General features: G+C 54.4%; 17 protein-coding genes. 1 reads left to right on the plus strand and 16 read right to left on the minus strand.

Annotated elements, in window-relative coordinates; translation table 11 throughout:
* Window positions 1-8: 8 nt before the first annotated feature.
* The 7 genes from DYE26_RS09065 to nifB all read right to left on the minus strand — a co-directional run bounded on the left by DYE26_RS09065 (window position 9) and on the right by nifB (window position 8,497).
* Window positions 9-419 carry a NifB/NifX family molybdenum-iron cluster-binding protein gene (locus DYE26_RS09065; protein ID WP_036623755.1) on the minus strand — a complete coding sequence of 137 codons (411 nt, stop codon included), beginning with the start codon at window positions 417-419 and terminating at the stop codon, window positions 9-11.
* Window positions 394-1,719, minus strand: a complete 1,326-nt coding sequence (nifN, locus tag DYE26_RS09070; RefSeq protein ID WP_051985503.1) for a nitrogenase iron-molybdenum cofactor biosynthesis protein NifN — start codon at window positions 1,717-1,719, stop codon at window positions 394-396. The genes DYE26_RS09065 and nifN overlap by 26 nt, the downstream gene beginning before the upstream one ends.
* Entirely contained in the window at window positions 1,709-3,076 is a 1,368-nt protein-coding gene (gene nifE / locus DYE26_RS09075) for a nitrogenase iron-molybdenum cofactor biosynthesis protein NifE (RefSeq protein ID WP_036623757.1), read from the minus strand. The genes nifN and nifE overlap by 11 nt, the downstream gene beginning before the upstream one ends.
* A gap of 82 nt (window positions 3,077-3,158) precedes the next feature.
* On the minus strand, window positions 3,159-4,691 hold the full coding sequence (gene nifK, locus DYE26_RS09080) for a nitrogenase molybdenum-iron protein subunit beta (protein ID WP_036623758.1): 1,533 nt from the start codon (window positions 4,689-4,691) through the stop codon (window positions 3,159-3,161).
* Entirely contained in the window at window positions 4,688-6,142 is a 1,455-nt protein-coding gene (nifD, locus tag DYE26_RS09085) for a nitrogenase molybdenum-iron protein alpha chain (protein WP_036623759.1), read from the minus strand. The genes nifK and nifD overlap by 4 nt, the downstream gene beginning before the upstream one ends.
* A 58-nt stretch (window positions 6,143-6,200) precedes the next feature.
* Window positions 6,201-7,064, minus strand: coding sequence for a nitrogenase iron protein (nifH, locus tag DYE26_RS09090; RefSeq protein ID WP_036623760.1), 864 nt, complete (start codon window positions 7,062-7,064; stop codon window positions 6,201-6,203).
* Window positions 7,061-8,497 carry a nitrogenase cofactor biosynthesis protein NifB gene (gene nifB, locus DYE26_RS09095; RefSeq protein ID WP_051985504.1) on the minus strand — a complete coding sequence of 479 codons (1,437 nt, stop codon included), beginning with the start codon at window positions 8,495-8,497 and terminating at the stop codon, window positions 7,061-7,063. The genes nifH and nifB overlap by 4 nt, the downstream gene beginning before the upstream one ends.
* Before the next feature lie 361 nt (window positions 8,498-8,858).
* On the opposite strand from nifB, the gene DYE26_RS09100 reads away from it, so the two are divergent.
* The gene (locus DYE26_RS09100; RefSeq protein ID WP_036623761.1) at window positions 8,859-9,077 is read left to right on the plus strand and encodes a hypothetical protein; all 219 of its coding nucleotides are present in this window, start codon (window positions 8,859-8,861) and stop codon (window positions 9,075-9,077) included.
* A gap of 270 nt (window positions 9,078-9,347) precedes the next feature.
* Here DYE26_RS09100 and DYE26_RS09105 read toward each other — a convergent pair whose 3' ends face one another.
* From DYE26_RS09105 to leuC, 9 genes are all read right to left on the minus strand, one after another.
* On the minus strand, window positions 9,348-9,626 hold the full coding sequence (locus DYE26_RS09105; protein WP_036623762.1) for a hypothetical protein: 279 nt from the start codon (window positions 9,624-9,626) through the stop codon (window positions 9,348-9,350).
* 39 nt (window positions 9,627-9,665) lie between these two features.
* Complete coding sequence (nth, locus tag DYE26_RS09110) at window positions 9,666-10,337, minus strand: endonuclease III (RefSeq protein WP_036623763.1); 672 nt, start codon at window positions 10,335-10,337, stop codon at window positions 9,666-9,668.
* A gap of 178 nt (window positions 10,338-10,515) precedes the next feature.
* Window positions 10,516-12,834 carry an S-layer homology domain-containing protein gene (locus tag DYE26_RS09115; RefSeq protein ID WP_164815271.1) on the minus strand — a complete coding sequence of 773 codons (2,319 nt, stop codon included), beginning with the start codon at window positions 12,832-12,834 and terminating at the stop codon, window positions 10,516-10,518.
* Window positions 12,835-12,906: 72 nt separating this feature from the next.
* Window positions 12,907-13,509, minus strand: a complete 603-nt coding sequence (locus DYE26_RS09120) for a GerMN domain-containing protein (RefSeq protein WP_036623764.1) — start codon at window positions 13,507-13,509, stop codon at window positions 12,907-12,909.
* Between the two features lie 21 nt (window positions 13,510-13,530).
* Entirely contained in the window at window positions 13,531-14,979 is a 1,449-nt protein-coding gene (locus DYE26_RS09125; protein ID WP_036623765.1) for an N-acetylmuramoyl-L-alanine amidase family protein, read from the minus strand.
* A gap of 325 nt (window positions 14,980-15,304) precedes the next feature.
* Complete coding sequence (locus DYE26_RS09130; RefSeq protein WP_036623766.1) at window positions 15,305-15,931, minus strand: GerMN domain-containing protein; 627 nt, start codon at window positions 15,929-15,931, stop codon at window positions 15,305-15,307.
* Between the two features lie 38 nt (window positions 15,932-15,969).
* Entirely contained in the window at window positions 15,970-17,508 is a 1,539-nt protein-coding gene (locus DYE26_RS09135) for an N-acetylmuramoyl-L-alanine amidase family protein (protein ID WP_036623767.1), read from the minus strand.
* A 479-nt stretch (window positions 17,509-17,987) separates the two neighbouring features.
* Window positions 17,988-18,578: a 3-isopropylmalate dehydratase small subunit gene (leuD, locus tag DYE26_RS09140; protein WP_036623768.1), complete on the minus strand. Its 591-nt coding sequence runs from the start codon at window positions 18,576-18,578 to the stop codon at window positions 17,988-17,990.
* Between the two features lie 27 nt (window positions 18,579-18,605).
* Window positions 18,606-20,030 (minus strand): 3-isopropylmalate dehydratase large subunit, encoded by a 1,425-nt coding sequence (gene leuC / locus DYE26_RS09145; RefSeq protein ID WP_036623769.1) that lies wholly within the window; start codon window positions 20,028-20,030, stop codon window positions 18,606-18,608.
* Between the last annotated feature and the right edge of the window lie 660 nt (window positions 20,031-20,690).

A 20,690-nucleotide genomic window follows, 5' to 3' on the forward strand; every position in this document is an offset into this window, starting at 1 on the left:
CTCCTTGTTTATCCCTCTTTTCGGCTCTCCCCGTTTTGCTCCGAAGCGGCCTCCTCCTCGGCAAGCAGCACTTTACTCAGCCACATCGGCGGCTTGCCGCGCAGCATTTCCAGCAGCCGGGCGATTTGTTCCTCGATCGGAACGCCGGGCGGCACCTTTACCGGCATCATTTTCCGCCGGGTCACGCGCGCCGCGGCCGATGCTCCGATTTGCATCAGGAACACCAGCGTACAATCGCCGATCAGGGAAATCCGCACATCGATTTTGCCCGTTTCATCCGGAGAAATTTGCGCGGGAACGATCCGGTTTTCTAAAAATCTGGCGTCTCCGGGGCGGACTTCATAGACGGCAAACATCGGGCTATGTCCGAAATGGGCGTTCACATGAACGCCGTCATCCGTGGCAAACGCTACGCGCATGCTGGTTCTCCTCCCTTCGGATGAGCCGGTTGCCCGCTTTGTTGATCAGTTCCATCGTCCCGCGATACCCCACCGTCAGGGACATGTAGGCTCCAAGCTCGTCGAGGACCGGAAAACCCATCGCCATAAACGCCGCGCCGCAGCGTTCGGCCCCGTTTTTTCCGTGCGTATTGCTGATCCATAGGTCCGCCCCGGCCGCCAGCCGCTCGGCATCTTCCAAATCGCCGATCCAGATTTCCTCGTCTCGTCGCTGCAAAGACGGCGTCTCGCAGGAGGCGACCAGACCTTGAAAGCCGACGCCCATCTCCTTCAGCCAGGAGACCGCCGAAACGAGATGATCCGGCTCCAGGGCAACGACCGCCGTCGCCCCCGCATAATTGAAATGGGCGTCCAGCATGCCGTCGAGCAGATTTTCCCGCTGCCAGCGGTAACGCCAAGGGACGGGTTCCCCGCTGAATTCCTGCAGAAAATAAAAAAATTCGTCGCTGGCCGCAAGACCCGATACGCCGTCAAACACCCGGTAAGGAATACCCGCCGCATTTTGCAGTCTCCGGGCGGGACGCTCCATGCTGGAGCCGATGGCGATCGTCAGCTCCGAGCGGAGCGTTTGCCGGGCGGAATCCAGCGGTACCCCGCCGCGGGTGAGCGGCGAAAAACCGGTCAGCAGATGCCCCGATAATGAGGTGGACATATCGGGCAGGGCGATGACTTCCAGCCCGAACGAAGCAATGGTTTCTTTAAGCTCCATCACGTCCGCCGCCGTCAGAAAAGAACCGGGCAGCAGGTTCACCTGGCGTTTTACCGGCCGCTGCGGTTTGCGCCCCGTCTGCTCCAGCAGGCCGTCGATGATCGACTCGACCATCGCGCCGTACCCCGACTCCAGAGAGCCGCGATAATCGGGCAGCGAACAGGTCACCAGCAGCGTGTCGCGGAGATTGCGCTTGCGCTTGAAGGTTTTGATTCGTCCGGCGTAATCCGCGCCCGACGCTTCCGTGAGTGCGGTGCTTATGACGCCTACGCAGTCAGGGCGATGCTTCGCCAGCACTGTCTCGAGCGCCTCCTCCAAATTCCGGTCGGCATCGAATATCACGTCCATCTCCTGCAGCGCGGTCGTCTGCACCGCGATCGGCTCCCGGTAATGCCGCGTCAGCAGCGTTTTCGCAAACGCAGTGCAGCCTAATGCCCCGTGGATGATCGGCATTGAACGGTAGATGCCCTGCAGCGCCAGCACTCCGCCGAGAGGCTGGCCGATTTTCAGAGGATTGCAGCTTAGCGGCTTGTTCGTTTTGTTAATCGTCATCATGTCCCTCCCTTTCCCAAGGTGCCGGCGTCCGCACCAGGTTCCACACCGGATGCTCAAGGGCAAACGCCACCTGCCTGGCGAGGCGGATTAACCCGTCGTAACCCGCAAACGCGGTATGCCGCTCCTGGTTAATGTCCACGAACGGGATTTGCTCCTTTAAGGCCATGTACATGTTGCGTCCGCCGGCGATGACCAGGTCGGCCTTGCGTTCACGCACCGTTTTGAGAATGCGCCCGGCTCCCCCTTCGGAAATGTAGACCGCGTCGTCTCCGACCCGTTCGGCGATCCGGGCGATCTCTCCGTCGGTGCTTTTATTCGTGCCGACGCCAACCACCTTGATCCCGAGCTCCTGCAGCGCGGAGATCACCGACCAGCTTTTGACGCCGCCGGTATACAACACCGCCCGTTTGCCTTTGAGCTGTTTGCGCAGCGGCGCCAGCTCGCGCATCACGCGGGCTTCCTCATGCTCGACCAGGCGGTCGACGCGCCGCTCCACCTCCCGGCTGCCCAGCAGATAAGCCAGCTGCCGCAGGGAATAGCTCGTTTCCTTGGCTCCGTAAAACGATCCCTCGAAATAAGGAATCCCGTATTTTCGCTCCATTTTGACCCCGAGGCCCAGCAGCGCCCGGCTGCACACGATCATATTGACTTTGGCCCGGTGCGCCCCGGCAATTTCCTTAAATCTTCCGTCCCCCGTTATTTTGGCACGAACGTGGATGCCGGCCTGATTTAGGAGCTTTTCGATATCCCAGATTTCGCCGGCGATGTTGTATTCGCCGATCAGATTCACGGCCGTGTCCATGGCGGCGGCAGGCTCCGCGGTGCCGATCACGTATTGAAGGAGCGCCTCCCCGGCCAGGCGGGTGCCTAAGTTTTTGCTGCCGACGAATCCTGGACTGTTGACGGGAATGCAGGCGATTCCCAGTTCGGCGGCCGCCCGCTTGCATACCGCGTCGATGTCTTCCCCCGTAAGCGCCGAGACGCAGGTCGAATATACAAAAACCGCCGGCGGCGCAAAACGCTTCGCGATATATTCGATCGCCGCGCGCAATTTTTTCTCTCCGCCGAAAATGATGTCATGCTCGCCCAGATCAGTCGTAAAGCCGTATGCCGACAGCCGCGGCCCGCTCGACAAGCTGCCCCTCGTCCCCCAGCTGTTCCCGGCGCACGCGCTGGGACCGTGAACCAGATGCGCCGCGTCCGCGATCGGAACAAGCGTAATTTGCGCTCCGTCAAACGAGCAGCCGCCCGCGGCTTCGCCGGGTTTCGGCCGCGGACACGGCTTGCTTTGCGGTTCCTCTTTGCCGCAGGAATCGCCCATTCCGGCATAACCTGTGATACTCATCGCTTCCATCCGTTCTGATCCCTCCTGCTATCCGAAATGTTCTTGTCCCGGCATCCCGGCATCCTTGCGGATAACCGATTGACCCTGTACGTTAACGCACAAGGTCAAAGCTGTGGGCCGGAGCGTCTTCATCCAACCGCTCAAGCACCGTATTTACGAATAAGGTCAGCAGATTCAAGGTACCTTGATATCCGATGATCGGATAGCGCTGCAGATGATGCCGGTCGAATATCGGAAAACCCACCCGGAGCAGCGGCACCCCGGCCTCTTTGGCCGCGTATTTCAGATGGCTGCTGCCGACGGCCAGATCCACCGGCTCATTAAACAATAGGGAGCGCAGATGCCAAAGATCGCGGCCGATATGCACCTTACCCTCCGCGCCGTAAGGGCTGGACGACAGAAGCAGACCTGCCTCCTGTGCGAATTCGGCGTCACCGTTGGAGCAAACGATATGGACCGGCTCCATCCCCAGCTCCAGGCAAAAGCCGATCAAGCCCAAAAGCAGGTCCGGGTCTCCGGCCATCGCCACCCGTTTGCCGTGCAGGTAATTGTGGGAATCGGTCAGCGCGTCGACGACCCGGGCCCGTTCCTGCAGCAGCACTTCCGGGACCGGCCTGCCGCTCATTTCGCCGATCGTTTCCAGCAGCCGGTCGGTGGCCGCGACGCCCAGCGGCGTGTGCAGCGACTTCACCGGCTGTCCCCAAGTTTCCCCGATATATTCCGCCGTTTTGCGCAGGCTGTATTTTTGCAGCGCCAGCGTTCCCTGCGCATTCGCCGCGTCCGGCACGTCGGCCAGCCGGGTCCCGCCGTAATAATACGCATAAGTTCCGTCCGCTCCGGAATCGAAATTGCCGCTGTGATCGCCCAGCACGGTGTAGTCCGCCCCAAACAGCTCCAGAATGCGCCTAAGTTCGGAGAAGTTGCCGGTATACGGCTCGAATCCAAGCAAAACATTCAGCTTGCCACTGCTGGCCGGATCGACGGCTTGCCCTGATGAACGTTCGTACAGATAACTAAGAATCGCCTTCAGCATGTTGTCGTAGCCGGTGATATGGGAGCCGGAAAAGCTGGGCGTATTGGCAAAAGGAATCGGCATTCCTTCCGGCAGTACGCCTTCCTTCCGGGCGTTGCCGATAAAGGCCGACAAGTCGTCGCCGATCACCTCGGCCATGCAGGTCGTGCTCATCGCGATCATTTCGGGTTTGTAGAGCGCGACGCTTGTCTCCAGCCCGTCGATCAAATTGCGCATCCCGCCGAACACGGCGCCGTCCTCCGTCATCGAAGAGGACACCGCGGGAACCGGCTCTTTGAAGTGGCGGGCGAAATGGCTGCGAAAATAAGCGGTACACCCCTGCGAGCCATGGATAAACGGCAGCGTTTTTTCAAAGCCCAAGGCGGCCATCACCGCCCCGAGCGGCTGGCAAGCTTTGGCCGGGTTGACGACCACCGCCTGGCGGGCAAAGTTTTTGTCCGCGTACTCCTGCGACCTGGTATATGCCGCGGTTTGCAGCACCTCTTCCTCCGGACAGGCGTTTTCGAACTCGCGTTTTCTTTCCCGCTGGCGGACGTATTTTTCGCTGTCGAACAGCTTGTTATGGTCCAAAATCGTCCTAGGTTCGCTCATGCCGTCACCTCCTTTTTTTGCCGGGCCTTCACCAAATTCCACACCGGGCTGTTGACGGCCATATCCATGTCCCGGGCGAACACCTTAAACCCGTCAAAACCATGATAGGGGCCGCTGTAATCCCAGGAATGCATTTGCCGGAACGGGATGCCCATTTTGTGGTAAACGTATTTTTCCTTCACGCCCGCGCCCATCAGATCGATATCGAGCCGCTGGGCGATCTCCTCCAGTTCGTATGCGCCCGGATCGTCCATCAGGATCGTTGCCTGTTTCAGCTCGGGGATCGTTTTTAAATAATCGTCCTTGTGGGCGAATTCATAACCGGTTGCCACGATTTCCATGCCCAGGTCCTCATAGGCGCCGATCGTATGCCGGGCCCGCAAGCCGCCGATCAGCAGCATGACCTTCTTGCCATCGAGGCGCGGACGGTATTTGGCGACTACCGCGTCCATTTCGTCCTTATAGCGGGCGATGACTTTTTCGCAATTTTCCTGGATTGTCTCATCGAAAAATGACGCGATCTTGCGCAAGCTTTCGATCGTTTTGGTCGGACCGAAGAAGTTGTACTCCAAGGACGGGATCCCGTACTGATTCTCCATCACCTCGCACATATAGTTCATCGAGCGGAAGCAATGGATGAGGTTCAGCTTCGCTTTATGCGCGGTCATGATCTCCTGGAGCGTACCGTCGCCGGACCATTGCCCGATAACGCGCAGGCCCATTTCCTCCAGCAAAATCCGCGACGCCCAGGCGTCCCCGCCGATATTGTAATCGCCGATGATGTTGACATCGTATGGCCCGCACTCCTTCAGCTCCGCCCGGCCCATCAGAAAGTCGCGGATGGCGTCGTTGGCGATATGATGGCCGAGCGACTGGCTGACGCCGCGGAAGCCTTCGCAGCGCACCGGCACGATCGGGATACCCAGCTCCTTGCTCATTTTTTTGGCCACGGCTTCAATGTCGTCGCCGATCAGGCCGACCGGGCATTCCGACTGGATGGTAATCCCTTTGGCCAGCGGAAACATCTCCTTGATTTCCCGGCAAATGAGCTCCAGCTTTTTGTCCCCGCCAAACACGATATCCGTCTCCTGAAAATCGCTGGTCACCTGCATCGCTGTAAAGTTGTCGATCCCCAACATACCGCTGGCATAATTCCGCCGCGTGCCCCAGCTGTATTGGCCGCAGCCGATCGGCCCGTGACTGATGTGGACCATGTCCTTGATCGGCCCCCATACCACGCCTTTGGAGCCGGCGTAGGCGCAGCCGCGGATCGTCATCACGCCCGGCCGCGACTTGACGTTGGATTTGATGGCGCATTTGCAGTTAGTCTGCTTGTAGTCCTCCTCCATTACCTCATAATGGCGTTTGCGTTCTTTTTTGGCTTTCTCCGGGAAGATCTCCAGCATCTCCTCGACGAGCTGTTTCTTTTGGATCACGTCCGTCGTTCCCATTCTCCAACCTCCCGCTCCTTATTTATCTCCTAATCTGGAATCTACGGCGCGGCCGCGCTTAAAGCGCGGTTTTCATCCGCTTCGCGGCCTCCTCCTCGTTTTCGATGACCCCGAACTCCATCAGCAGGTCTTCCAGTTCCTCCATGCTGATCGGCGTCGGAATCGTCAGCATGTCGTTGTGCAGAATTTTGTCGGCCAATTGCTCGTATTCGGCGGCTTGGGAATGACTTTCGTTGTACTGGGTGACGGTCATTCTCCGCAGTTCGGCATGCTGCACCACGTTATCCCGCGGCACGAAATGGATCATCTGCGTGTTCAGGCGGCGGGCAAGCTCGGTGATCAGCTCATCCTCGCGGTCCGTGTTGCGGCTGTTGCAGATTAAGCCCCCGAGGCGGACGCCGCCGCTGTTGGCGTATTTCAAAATGCCGCGCGCAATGTTGTTGGCGGCGTACATGGCCATCATTTCGCCGGAGCAGACGATGTAAATTTCCTCCGCTTTTTTCTCACGGATCGGCATGGCGAAACCGCCGCAAACCACGTCGCCAAGCACGTCGTAGGAAACGAAGTCCAGCCCTTCATAGGCGCCTTCCTCTTCGAGGAAATTGATCGCCGTTATAATGCCGCGTCCCGCGCAGCCGACGCCCGGCTCCGGACCGCCGCATTCCACGCACTGGATGCCGCCGAACCCTTCCTGAATGACGTCCGCCAGCTCCAAATCCTCGACCGAACCCCGCTCCGCCGCCAAATGCAAAACGGTTTGCTGCGCTTTCGTGTTCAGAATCAGCCGGGTAGAGTCCGCTTTCGGGTCACAGCCGACAATCATAATTTGTTGATTGAATTTTTTGGCCAGCTGGGCCAGCGTATTTTGCGAAGTCGTCGATTTGCCGATTCCGCCTTTTCCGTAAAATGCGATTTGTCTCATAGGAATGACCTCCATTTTAGAAATTTGGTTTCATATTTGGCATGCTGCAAAATCAGTTCTTCAATCTGGCCAGGTTTGACTACCGGGATGATGCCGGCCGCCTTCAGCTTAGCTTCGGGTACTTTGCCGATGCCCGCCGAAAAAAGCACCGAACAATCGCTTAAGCTGTCGATAATTTCCTGCAGCGTCGCCGCTTTATCCCCATTGCAGCTCGCTTTGCCGTGACAATAAGCCTGCACTTTGCGAATCCCGAGGAAGGTAACATCCTGTCCGTCGGTCTCATACACCATAAATTCCTTGGCATGGCCGAAATGCAGGTTGACCCGGCCTTCGCCCCGGGAAGCGACTGCAGCTCTCAGCCTATAGCCAGCAGTTTCCGCAGGCGCTCCCGAAGCGGTGGCCGCGGGGCAAGCACACCCGCCTTCCGGCCGGCGTCCGGCAGCCGCTTTCGCCGCTTGGCGTTCCGCCAGCCGCTTCACTTTCTCCTCCAGGTCGGCTTGCAGCCGCTCCCGCGCTGCCGGGTCAAGCGGCGGCGCCGATGCAAGCCGCTCCCAAGTGAAATCGCCACTGCGATCCTCTCCCAGGAGGCCGATGGCATCGGCGCGGCACTGCCGGCAATGCCTCATGAGTTGCGCCCCCGCTCCGCCGCAAGCTTCTTGGACGGCGTGCAGCAGCTTCGGCGGCGGCGCCTCGCGGCCCTCCTGTTCGTAACGGCTGCCCGGAGCGATGATGAGCGGCATAATGTTGTGCATAAAAGCCCCTAACCGCTTCACCATGCCGGCCAGAACCGGCATATGCACGTCATTGACGCCCGGGATCAGCACCGAGTTGACTTTGACCAGCACCCCTTTGTCGCTTAGGGCTTTCAGCCCGAGCAGTTGGCGGGTGATAAGCAAGCTTGCCGCTTTCCGGCCTTCATATTTGCGGCCCGATTCTTCGTCATATACCCAACCGTAAATTTGGCTGCCGATATCCGGATCGACCGCATTGATCGTGATCGTGACATGGGCAATGCCAAGTTCAACGATTTGATCAAGGTATTTCATCAAGTTTAGGCCGTTGGTGCTAAGGCAAAGCGTAACATCCGGAACGGCGCTGCGGATCCGGCGAAACGTATCGAACGTCTTATCCGGATTGGCCAGAGGATCGCCCGGACCGGCAATGCCGACGACGGACAATTGCAGAAGCTGGGCGGCGACGCCGGCCGCTTTGCGGGCCGCTTCTTCCGGAGTCAGCACTTCACTGACGACGCCGGGCCTGCTCTCGTTAACGCAGTCAAACTTTCGGTTGCAATAATGGCACCCGATATTGCAAGCCGGTGCCACCGGCACGTGCATCCGCGCAAAATAACGGTGCGCCGCTTCGCTGTAGCAGGGGTGCCTGGCGATGTCGCTGTTTAAGATTGGGCGGACGTCCGCGCTTATGGGATCCATGCGTTCCTCTCCTTTCTATTCCTTCAGTGTCAGCTTTCCAAATCAACGGGCCCGAATAATTTGAATAAACTGTAAAAATTTATCTATATCATAGTTTCACGTTAAAACTACGTCAATTAACGTATCACCAAATTCCGTCCATTTCGCAGCAAGTTAACAAATCGGTCAAAATTTATGTCATATTAATTAACATGCGAATCACATGGATGCGTTTACATTTCAAATTCTCAATTGCTTACATAATCATCAATGGCCGGCGGGTTGGTCAGCAGATTAACACCCGCTGCCCAGATGCTTTGCACGATTATCCCATTTGATCCGGAGGCAGAGAGGAAGATAAATTCAGGAGAAGAAAACAGGTTTGGGAGAAGCAGACCTGTTCGAGATCATTAGTTCGGGAGCGTTAGACAGGTTTGTGAGAAGGAGGTTTGTGAGAAGGAGGTTTGTGAGAAAAAGGTTTAGGAGAAGGATATTTAGGAAAAGTGAAGCAGACCTCACGGGAGGAATGGGACAAGTCACCGGGAAAAATGAAAGGACCTTGATTAGCCTCCACCCTCTCCCCCCTGAACAAGAGGGATAATCGTGCAAAGCAGCATGCAGAGCATGCAGGGATACCAAGGCACGAACGCTATCATAATTTATTTTGTCAAGCACCGATCTCGGTTTTGAGCCTATAAAATGTTTAAGCCGGAGCTCTCCAAAAGTCCAGGAAGCACAAAAAATCCCCTCCGCTTAAACCGGAGGAACGCTCATCGGCTTAAGCAAAAGGGATTCTGTTTGTTTTTCGGGGCTTAGGGAAACCGCGATCAACGCACTTTCCGAACGGCCGGAATTTCCCATTACTGGATTGTTAGCTAACGACCTCAGCAGCTTCATCGGAAGGAAGCAGGATTTCAAACACTTTTCCGTGCTGCAAAATGGTGATGCCTCTGGTTTTGTCTTTCATCACGACAACCTCCGGTTTGGCGGACATCCGTTCCAAGTAGTGCTCGGGCACTTCGCCGGAATTGCTGACGACCAAACCTTCCACTTCGCGTTCGTCATTTTCGCCTAATTGCAGATCAATCACTTGCTCAAATACATCCGAAAACTGCTCAAAGCTGTCGGTATACACCGAAATGCATTTCATAGGGTCTCTCATCCTCTACTATTGTCTTTGTCTGCTGGGTTACGCATCTTCTTTATTTTTCCTGCTTCTCGGTTTTTTCATACGTTTCTTGCCTTCCCGGCACACGTCCAGGAGCGGGCAGACTTCGCATTTCGGGTTTTGCGCTTTACAGTGGTATCTCCCGAAAAAAATAAGCCGATGATGCGTTAACGTCCACTCGTCCCTCGGCACCCGCTTCATTAGCTTTTTTTCGACCTCCAGGACGGAATCGTTCCACCCTGCCAGCCCAAGCCGTTTGCTGACACGTTCCACATGAGTGTCAACCGCAATCGCCGGGACGCCAAACGCATTGGAAACGACCACATTGGCCGTTTTCCTTCCGACCCCGGGCAGCTGTACCAGCTCCTCGTGTTCGCGCGGCACTTCTCCCCCGTATCGTTCCAGCAAAATCCGGCACAGGTTTTGAATATGCTTCGCTTTGCTGCGGAACAAACCGATTTTGCGGATGTCCTGCTCCAGCTCTTCCAACGGAACCGAAAGATAATCTTCAGGCGTTTTATACTTCCGGAACAAATCCGCCGTGACTTTGTTCACGGTCGCATCGGTGCATTGCGCGGACAGGAGCACGGCAATCGTTAACTCAAAAGCGTTGCTATGGTTCAGCTCACAGCGCGCATCCGGAAACATGGCACCGATGGTGTCCAATATATGACGGACATCTGCAGCATTCATGTCTCCACCCCTTTACCCGAGAAAAAACCGTCTTGATCCGGGAAACATCCCGCATCAAGACGGTTAATCTCACGAAAAATGATCGATTATTGCTTTTCGATTTCAACCAGCTCGTCTCTGCCTGAAATACAAAACAATTTTATCATTTTCCTTGAGCGATTGCACGGAAATCGTTGTGTCACCTTGGTGAATTTACTCTCTTCACTTTGACCGCCGTCAGGCCTTCAAAATCAATGCTGATCGTATCCCCTTCATGCAAATCGGACAACTTGATGACATTTCCGTTATTATCCAAAAACCGGGCGTCCTTCACATAAATATAGTTGCTGAAATTGTCTTTACTTATGCCGATGCGGTCACTCGAAGCATTTACATACGCTACTTCAAATTGTTTGGAGATTCTGAGGCCAAGCAATTCTACCTTGTCTTGTCTGGAATCCAGAACAGCTACAACCGGATCCCCTTTAGAGAAGTCATTAAAGGTAGGTTTTGATTTTCCGGAAATCTCCATATCCAAACTCGAGTTGTAAGGCAATCTGAGGAGTTCCCCCTCCACTTCAATTACGATCTCTTTGTTGGAAGTGTCCGCCTCCACAAACTTGCCGACGTATTTGTAAATGACCTGAACGGAAACCACCCGGTCACCCAAATAAGCGATATTAACAATTCGATTTTTAGTCAGAAGATCCTCGAGCTCATCCAAATCTAGATCATCATAATCGGAGTCGTAATACGCTTCCGTCTTATCATCCAGCGTAAACGCATGCGGTTTTCCTTCCGAGTCCATAACCATCAGGGCCTGCAGTTTAGTATCGTAGGAAACGACGGTCGCTTGTTTGAGATGCTTCACATTGCGTCCGAGAACCTCGATTCCGGTTACAACATCGGTGCTGTTCAGCGTCAGCTTGACTTGGTCCCCATTGTTCAGATCGGCGATCAGATCGTCGATGCCGGGATTGGCAATCCCGGCGATCTTAATCACAGGCTTATCGTCAAGCAGCCTCGTTTCCAGGGCACCGCCGCTTCTTTTGATCGTCAGCATGTTGGCGTCGGTGCCGATTTCCAGCAACGTCCCTTCGAGCGCCCGCTCCGTGCTTCCGGTCACTTTGAGGGAGACGAGAACGCTGTTTTTTACCGTGTATTGAACAGCAGCGCCTTTTTGCAATTCGCTTAAGCTCATCAGTTGATTTTGGTACTGGAGCAGCGCATTTTTATCGACTTCATACTTCCCCGTCGTGCCGTCTTGATCTTTAATGGTAACGGTGTTGCCGTCCGCATAAACCGCTTCGATCACACCGGTTCCATTCTTGCTTAACACGGTCGATTGAATGATGATAGGCCTGTGCTGGCCGGAGTAAGTTTCCCGTTTAACGACCATCTTGGTGTCCGGCTGGAGATTAGCCGGTTTGATCGCTTTGCCGCTTTGATCCAGGAAAACCGTGCTATCGTCATACACAATCGTCTCGGGCTCGTTACCGACGAGCAGCAGCAAGCGGTTGTCGCCAAGTATCCGCAGCATCGTTCCTTCCACGCTGTCCAACTGCTCCGCCGGATCGATGATCTCAACGTAAGCGGCCGAACCCGCCTTATCAACCGCCAAAACTTTCGTGTACAGCTTCAATTGGCTTTTGTTGATTTTGACTTCGGAATCTTTGGCGAAATAAGCGGTACGGTTGTCCAAAGCAAAGGTTTTCGTTTGTCCGTTCGCGTATAACGTCAGTCTGTCGCCTGTCAAATTGGTGACGATGCCTTCATACGCGTTCTTATAGTTGGCGCTGATATACTCACTGCCACGGCTTAAAAACGCAGCCATTTGCGCACGCGTCACTTTCCCTTGCGGGTCGAACTTTTTGCCTTCAACCCCGGTCGTAATTTTCAATTGAACCGCGACATTCACGTATCCGCGGGCATTCACGGAAATGCTCGATTGGTCGGCAAAACCCGTGGACAAGGTTGCCGAAGCTTTCGCTTCAGCGTCCTTTCCCAAGGCCCGAACGAGAATTTTGGCAACCCACTCGCGCGTCGCTTTTTTCTCGCCCCAGGATTCTTTGTCCGCCGTTGCGGCGATTTCCTCGTTCTTATCCAGCAGATTTTTGGACAACGCCAGCTCCAGATAAGGCTTGAAATAGTTGCCGACTTTCAAATCCGCCGGGACTTTCGAGCCGTTGCCCAATTGGGATTCCAGATTCATTAGCCGAATCGCCATCGTGATCGCTTCCTGCTGCGTTACGACGTCCCCCGGCCGGAATTTTCCGGCATCGCCAAGAATGATCCCTTCGGCGGCCAGCTTATATATATGTTTTTCCGCCCAAAAACCGTTCGCCACGTCGCTGAACAACGACGTCGTTGAGGAAATCGTTTGCGAAGTTCCCGTAGATGTGGAAGACATCTCATCGGCGAACACTGCTGCGCCTCCGCTGAAACACATCGCCGTTACGAGCATGGCGGAAACCGCTCTATGGGCATTTCTTCGAGAACTGCGTTTAAATGATGCCATCCAATTCTCCCCTTTTAAAAAAGTTCTCCTTGTCATGTTCGACGCGGGCAGGCGAGTTCCTTCAATTTTCCCCTAATTTCTTAACAGAGGATGATCTAATTCGACATGTCCCATCAAGGTGTCGACCTTTTCCCCGTCAACGAGCAGCTCGATGGCATTAACTTCCTGAAATTGAAACAGCGTTTTGGTCAGCGCTTCGATCGCCAGCGCCTCTCCGCCGGCACCTTGGCGCGCCTCATCAGGCAGCGACATATCGACCGTCAATACTCCATCCGCAAGCGTAGCCGAGTGAAAAACAGCTTTCTCCCAGAGAGCAAACAAGCCGGTATTTTCGCTGGACTGCAGCGTTTTTAGCGCCGCCAAATATTTGTCTTGATCGGATTCGAACGAAATTTGCCGGGTTTCCTTCGTTAACTCCAGCATGTTATCATCCGTATAATAAGCCTCGATCGATGTTGTTTGCAGCGGCGATTGTGCCTGCTCCTTCCCGTTATCCTCTCCTTGCGAGCCCTGCCCTTCATTTTGCGGAGCCGCCGCCACAGGCTCCCCGACAGCCTCGTTCGACCCTGCGTTTCCCGTTCCGGTGGTCGGAGCGGCCTGCGGTTTTTGACCGCAACCGCTGCTCAGCAAGAGCAAAACAACCAGCATCCCCATGACCCATCCTTTTCTGTTCACGGTTGTTCCTCCTTCCCGCGTTTAGTTCACGCCGAGATATTCTTTGATTCCATCGACAATTCCCTGTGCCACATTGTTCTGGAATTCTTCCGTGTATAGCAGGGCTTCGTCGTTTTTGTTGCTTAAATATCCGCATTCCAGCAGCACCGCCGGCATGGTCGTTTCACGAGTGACGTGCAGGCTTTGCGTGCGCACCTTGCGGTCCGGAAGCCCCGACGATTCCACGAGATGTTTGTGCATAACCTTCGCCAAACCCGCGCTTTCGGAGCGGGTGTAATACGTCTCAACTCCGGTCGCCGTCGCCGGGCCGGAATTCGCATGGATGGAAATAAAAATGTCCGCATTGGCATTTTCCGCAATCTTCACCCGATCCTGCAGTGTCGGATATGTATCGCTCTCGCGCGTCATCACGACGTTAATGCTCGGCCCTTGTTCCAAAAGCAGTTGCTGTACTTTTAAAGCGACGGCAAGGTTGAAGTCCTTTTCCTTTTTCTTCGTGATGCTGCTCGCTCCCGGATCTTTCCCCCCGTGCCCGGCATCGATCACGACCGTAGTCAAGCCGCCATCTGTGTCCGTTCCGTCCCCTGGAGCAATTGCTTCGGCATTCAAATCAACGATAATAAGTCCGTCATTTTCGTTTACCAGTGAATAATTCACCTGATGATTCAGGTCCAGCACGACGCGTACGGTCCAAGGATCGCTGCTGAACAAAGCGAATCTAACGCTGGACACGTCTGGAGAATCGATCACTTCCATCATACCGCTCTGATTGCTATCCATCGTTTGGCCGGTCGCAAGCGACTCGGCAAAAACGGTTTGCGGCAGATCTACCACTAGCCGGTCGGGGCCATTCATCGTAAAAATGTTCGGCGTCACGTTCTTGTCCACGTCGATCATCAAACGATTGTCAATAAAGCTGATGCCGTTGACGGAAGCCAATTCACCGCCATTTTCCGGCTCGATCGGCGTTCCCGGCTGCTCCGATTCGTTGCCCGACTCGGGGCTATCGATACTGCCGCTACCGCTGCCGGAGCTCGGACTCGTTAAATAAACCGATTTGCTGGAATTGTCCCAAGATACCGCAAGCCCCATCTGCTCGCCCACGAATCGCAAAGGGACAAGCGTGGTATCTTTGGCCAGCATGGGGGCAACCGTCAGCATGAACTCACTGCCGTTTACCGTTGCCGTCGTCTTGTTGACGGCCAAAGTGAGAATTGTTCCGGGTTGCTGTATGGTTACCGTGCCCGTCATTTTTTCCCAGTTGACGTCAAAACCAAGCTCCTCCGCGACGACACGAATTGGAATCATCACATTGCCATTTACATTTTGGACTTGTCCATTTTCGGGCAAGGTTAGCGCCCTTCCATCCAGATAAACACTGGTACTTCCCGCGGCAGCATGTCCCGTTTGCGAAAACGCAAACAATAAAATTAAAGTGAACAACATTGCCGCCAAATTTTTTTTCCTCATTCGTCACCCCTACCATCCTAGTATTTTTGCCTCATGACGGCCGATGAAACCTTACCCAAATCTTCGACATCACCAGACGACATATTAGACGCTCCGAACCTTGAAAAGTTGCGAAATTATGGCATTTTTCTGCGTATAATTTGCTACTGTTTCCTATCAAACTACTGCATTTCCTGATTTTGCGAAAAGCAAAGCCTCAAACCCTCCAAAAGAAGGTAGGCAATTTGACTCTTCGGAAGAAAAACAGCGTAAAAAAAGAGGCTCCCTAAGGTAGACGACCTTTTGGGACAGCCTCGTTTCTGCATGTAAACTTTCCAAAATTCCTTTAGCTTCCGGATCTGGTGATCGGGTGCTCAAGGTCCGCATGGCCCATAAGCGATTCGACCTTTTCTCCGCCTACGGTAACCTCGATTTGCTTCACCTCGTCGAACTGGAACATCGTCTTTTTCAGCGCATCGATGGCTAGCGCCTCGCCGCCCGCGCCGAGCCGGGCCTCGTCCGGCAACTCAATATCGAGCGCCAGCTCGCCGTTCGCTTCGGAAAAAGCGGCGCTGTTGAGCTTCACTTTCTCCCATAAAGAAATCAAACCTGGATCGGCCGACTGCAGGGCCTTAAACGCTTCTTCATATTTGAGGTCTTCTTGCCCTTTCGGCACCTCAATCTCACGCTCGGCCGGCTTCAATTCTATAAGATCATTATCCGTAAAATAAACCTTAACCGTCAGCTTGACCTGCTCCGATGTTTGCTGCGGCCCGCTTGCATCGGTTTGGCCCGCTCCCTCGCCACCGGCACCCTGGCTGGAATCGGCCGCCGGGCCCTGGCCATTATTCGCGCCGCCTTCCGCGGCGTTTGAAGCATTCCCGGTATCCGCCGGCATAGCTGCAGGCTTTTGTCCGCAGCCCGCCAGCGCCAACAGAGCGATGATCAGCAAAAGACATCCCATTTTTCTCATGCCGCTACCCCCTTGTTTATCGTTTATCTCCGACAAAATCACAGGCCCAAGTATTCCTTAATCCCCGCAACGACGCCTTCGGCAACGCGCTGTTGAAACTCTTCGCCATACATGAGAGACTCGTCGTTCTTGTTGCTGAGGTACCCCACTTCAAGAAGCACGGCGGGCATCGTCGTCTCGCGGGTCACGTGCAGACTGCTGTAGCGCACTTTGCGATCCGCCAGCCCTGTTGCCTGGACGAGATGTCTGTGCATCACGTTGGCGAGGGGGATGCTTTCCTCCCGGGTATAATACGTCTCCGAACCGCTCGGATTGGCCGGCGGATCGATGCTGTTGCCGTGGATGGAAACAAACACGTCGGCGCCTGCATCATTGGCTATTTTTACGCGATCCTGCAGCGACAACGTCACATCCGAATCCCGGGTCATTATTAAATCGAGTCCGGGCTCCTGCTCCAACAGAGCCTGTACCTTTAACGCCACCGCCAGCGTAAAATCCTTCTCTTGCCGCTTCGTTACGCTGGTCGCCCCCGGCTGGCCGCCGCCATGTCCTGCATCGATGACGACGATCGGCCTACCGTTTATTCCCAGATCGCGGCCCGGGTTTGCTGCATCCGCCGTCAAGTCAACGATGACGAGGCCGTCGCCGTTATTCGTCAGCTTAAATTGGCTGCCGCGGTTTAGATCGATCACGATGCGGACCGTCCCCGGAACTTCGCTGTATATAGAATAGCGGATTTTCGACACGTCCGGATTTCCGGCGGTCGCCAGCTCCCCTTTATTATACTCGTCCAGCGGATATTGCTCCAGAAAAGACTTGTCAAACCCGGCATTCGGAACGTCCACGACGATCCGGTCGGGAGCGGTCATTGTAAACACGTTCGGTTCAACGCTGCCGGATACCGCAAGTATCAACCGGTTTTCGCCAAAGCCCATCCCCGTAATGAGCGCCGGGCCGGTCTGCTCGTTTACCGTACCGCCATTCCCTTCTCCCTGCGGCATATCGGCGGTAATGCCTTTATCGTCGTCGTTGGAAGGGATGTATGTATTGTCTTGCTCCGGCTCATCCGCCGGCACCTTGATTTCTCCGTCCGGCGCCGCGGCTCCGCTGACATGCCCGGGCAGAACGCCGTCCACCGAACCGCCGACCGGACTGTATAAATACGCGGATTTGGATTCGTTGTTCCAGCTTACATTCAACCCCATTTGCTCGCCGACAAACCGCAGCGGCACCAAAGTCGTATCGCCCTGCAGAAAAGGAACGCCGTTCAGCTTTACCTTCCGTTCGCCCACAACGGCCGTTTCTTCGCCGATCTTCAGCTTCAGGTTGGTTCCCGCCTGTTTGATCGTCAACGTACTGCTCGCCTTGTCCCAAGCAACATCGTAGCCAAGCCCTTCGACGATCACGCGGATCGGCACCATCACGCTCCCTTGAACAATCCCGGCCTGCGCATTTTCCGGCTGCACCAGCTCTTGGCCGTCCAAATAAATGTGCGTGCCGGACGAAGCCGCGTGGCTTAATCCCGGTAGTCCAAGCAAAAAAAGCCACGCAAACAAGAAAAAGCCGATTTTCTTCATGAACCTCATCCCTACCTCACCCTAGTTAAATTTACCGACAAAAAGAATCCTCATCCGCAAAAGGCTGCTAATTACTTCCATAATATCAGAAAATAGCGCCTCCTGATAGACTTATATTTTCAAAGAGCTACAAAAACGGACATTCGATGACGCGCGAGCCGTCCACCTTAGGCCCAACGAAAAGGATAAGCGCAAAAAGTGGCGTTATTCCGGCGGTATCCGACCATTCGAGCGAAATAAAGGAATTTTATGTCGCTATTTTCTTAAGCCCGTCAGAACTCACCTGCTTTTCTGATCACTTATAGGAAAATAGGGACAAGAAATGCCGTTAAGGGGGATGAACATGCCTGGATCCGGGTAATAAGCACAAAAACCGCCGCTATTTCTGCGGCTCCCGTAAACGCGGCCGCCACCGCCTTATGAACGCAAAAAAACTCCCGGTCATAAACCGGGAGCTCCCATTCTTTGACGGCTAAAGTTTAACCGAATCTTCTTTTCTCGTAAGCTGCGATCAAATCCTCGTGCTGCAGCGTCAGGCCGATGTCGTCCAGGCCTTGCAGCAGGAATTGGCGGCGGTGCTCGTCGAGATCAAAAGCGATATTCAGGCCGTGTTCGTCCTTAATCGTCTTTTCTTCCAGATCCACCGTCAGCTTGTAGCCTTCATGGGCCGCCGTGCGCTGGAACAGCTCTTCGACTTGCTCCTCCGACAGCTTGATCGGCAAGATGCCGTTTTTAAAGCAGTTGTTGTAAAAAATATCGGCAAATGACGGCGCGATGACGCAGCGGAATCCGTAATCGAGAATCGCCCACGGCGCGTGCTCCCGCGAAGAGCCGCAGCCGAAATTCGCGCGCGAGATCAGGATCGATGCTCCTTCATAGCGCGATTTGTTTAAATCAAACTCGGAATTGACATTGCCTTCGGTGTCAAAACGCCACTCGTAGAACAAAAATTGTCCAAACCCCGTACGTTCGATGCGTTTAAGGAATTGCTTAGGAATAATGGCGTCGGTATCGACATTGACGCGGTCCACGGGACCGACGATGCCGGTCAGTTTTTTAAATGCTTCCATCGATCGATTCTCCCCTTTTTACCTTGATTAGCTCAGGACTTCGCTTTTGATTTCCCACTCGCGAACATCGACAAAACGTCCCTTGATCGCAGCCGCGGCTGCCATCGCCGGAGAAACGAGGTGCGTTCTGCCGCCGCGTCCCTGCCGCCCTTCAAAGTTCCGGTTGGAGGTGGAAGCGCAGCGCTGTCCGGGCTGGAGAACGTCCGGGTTCATCGCCAGGCACATGCTGCAGCCGGCATCGCGCCATTCAAATCCGGCTTCCGTGAAAATTTTGTCCAGGCCTTCCTTTTCCGCCTGCAATTTCACGCGGCCGGAGCCCGGTACGACAATCGCCGTCACTTTATCGGAAACCTTGTAGCCTTTGGCGATTTGCGCCGCCGCGCGCAAGTCTTCGATCCGTCCGTTCGTGCAGGAACCGATAAACACGTAGTCGATCTCGATGTCCGTCATCGGCGTTCCCGGCGTCAGGCCCATGTATTCAAGCGCCTTCTCGGCCGCTTTCCGCTCGTTGTCCGTAGCGAAATCCGCCGGATTAGGGACGCGTCCGTCGATGCTGGTGCCCATGCCCGGGCTCGTGCCCCAGGTTACCTGCGGAATCAGCGAATCCACGTCAAATTCGACCACGCGGTCATATTCCGCGCCTTCGTCAGTCGCCAGCTTTTTCCATTCAGCCACCGCTCGCTCGAACGCTTCGCCTTGCGGCACATGCTGGCGCCCGCGCAAATAGTCAAACGTCGTTTCGTCCGGAGCGATCAGCCCCGCTCTGGCGCCGGCTTCGATCGACATGTTGCAGACGGTCATCCGCTCTTCCATCGACAGCTCGCGGATCGCTTCGCCCGTATACTCAATGACGTATCCGGTCGCAAAATCGGTGCCGTATTTGGCGATTACGCCGAGGATCATGTCTTTGGCCGTTACGCCCGGTTTGCGTTTACCTACGAACCGTACTTCCAGCGTCTTGGCTTTGGCCTGCTGCAAGCATTGCGTAGCCAGCACGTGCTCCACCTCGCTGGTGCCGATTCCGAAGGCCAATGCCCCAAACGCGCCGTGCGTCGACGTATGGCTGTCGCCGCAGACGATCGTTTTCCCGGGATGCGTAAGGCCAAGCTCCGGCCCCATAACGTGAACAACGCCTTGATCGATCGTGTCCAAATCGTACAAAGTTACGCCGAAATCACGGCAGTTTTGCGACAGCGTATCGATCTGCTGCTTGGAGATCGGGTCGCTGATGTTGTAGCGGTCTTTGGTCGGAACGTTATGGTCCATCGTCGCGAAAGTCAGATCCGGACGGCGAACCTTGCGGCCGCTCAGCCGCAGGCCTTCAAACGCCTGAGGCGAAGTGACCTCGTGCACGAGATGCAAATCGATGTAAATAATGCTCGGTTTGCCCTCTTCCTGATAAATCACGTGATTATCCCAAATTTTCTCATACATCGTTTTTTTGCTGCTCATTTTTTTCACCCCACACAAGGAATCGAACCTGGAACAAAGCGGAAAGCCGGCGGTTTTACGACCAATCGGCCAGCGCTTTGTATGTTGAATTCAATATAGCACGTTCCCGTTAATTGTTCCAAGATATAATAACTATAATTGTGATAGGGTCAGCCTATAAGTAAGCCCTTATTCTTGAAATGATCCAGTCTATTGCTAGACCAACAAGCAACCAGAAGGAAAAATGAATCCCATAAAGAACGAACTGCCACAATAATTCGCTATTCATCATATAGTGCAATTTCGTCAACTCATGATTAAACCATAATAACGGTGGGCTTGTAAGAGCGAGCAACAGGTTTTTGTCATCGTATCCCGTGAGATTATAAACGCAAACAATCAACGAAAGCAGCGGCAGCCAGAAGCTCAGTTTTTTTATTAATCTCAACATGTTAATCCTCCCATCGTCTAAATTCTAGCATAAAAGGAATTTGAGGAAATCTAAAGAAATGAAAAAGTGTAGGTGATTTTCACCCGAATGCCCCGAAAATCCCGTCAAATGCAAAAGCTTTTGCATTTCAATCCCTCTAAAGTGGTGATTTACGGAAAATAGAATGCACTTTTGAGTCAATTTCATAATTCGATTCGAATATAGAGCTATAATTACCGAAAATAAAATGC

Origin of the sequence: Paenibacillus macerans (genome assembly GCF_900454495.1) — a bacterium.
GTDB lineage: Bacteria > Bacillota > Bacilli > Paenibacillales > Paenibacillaceae > Fontibacillus > Fontibacillus macerans.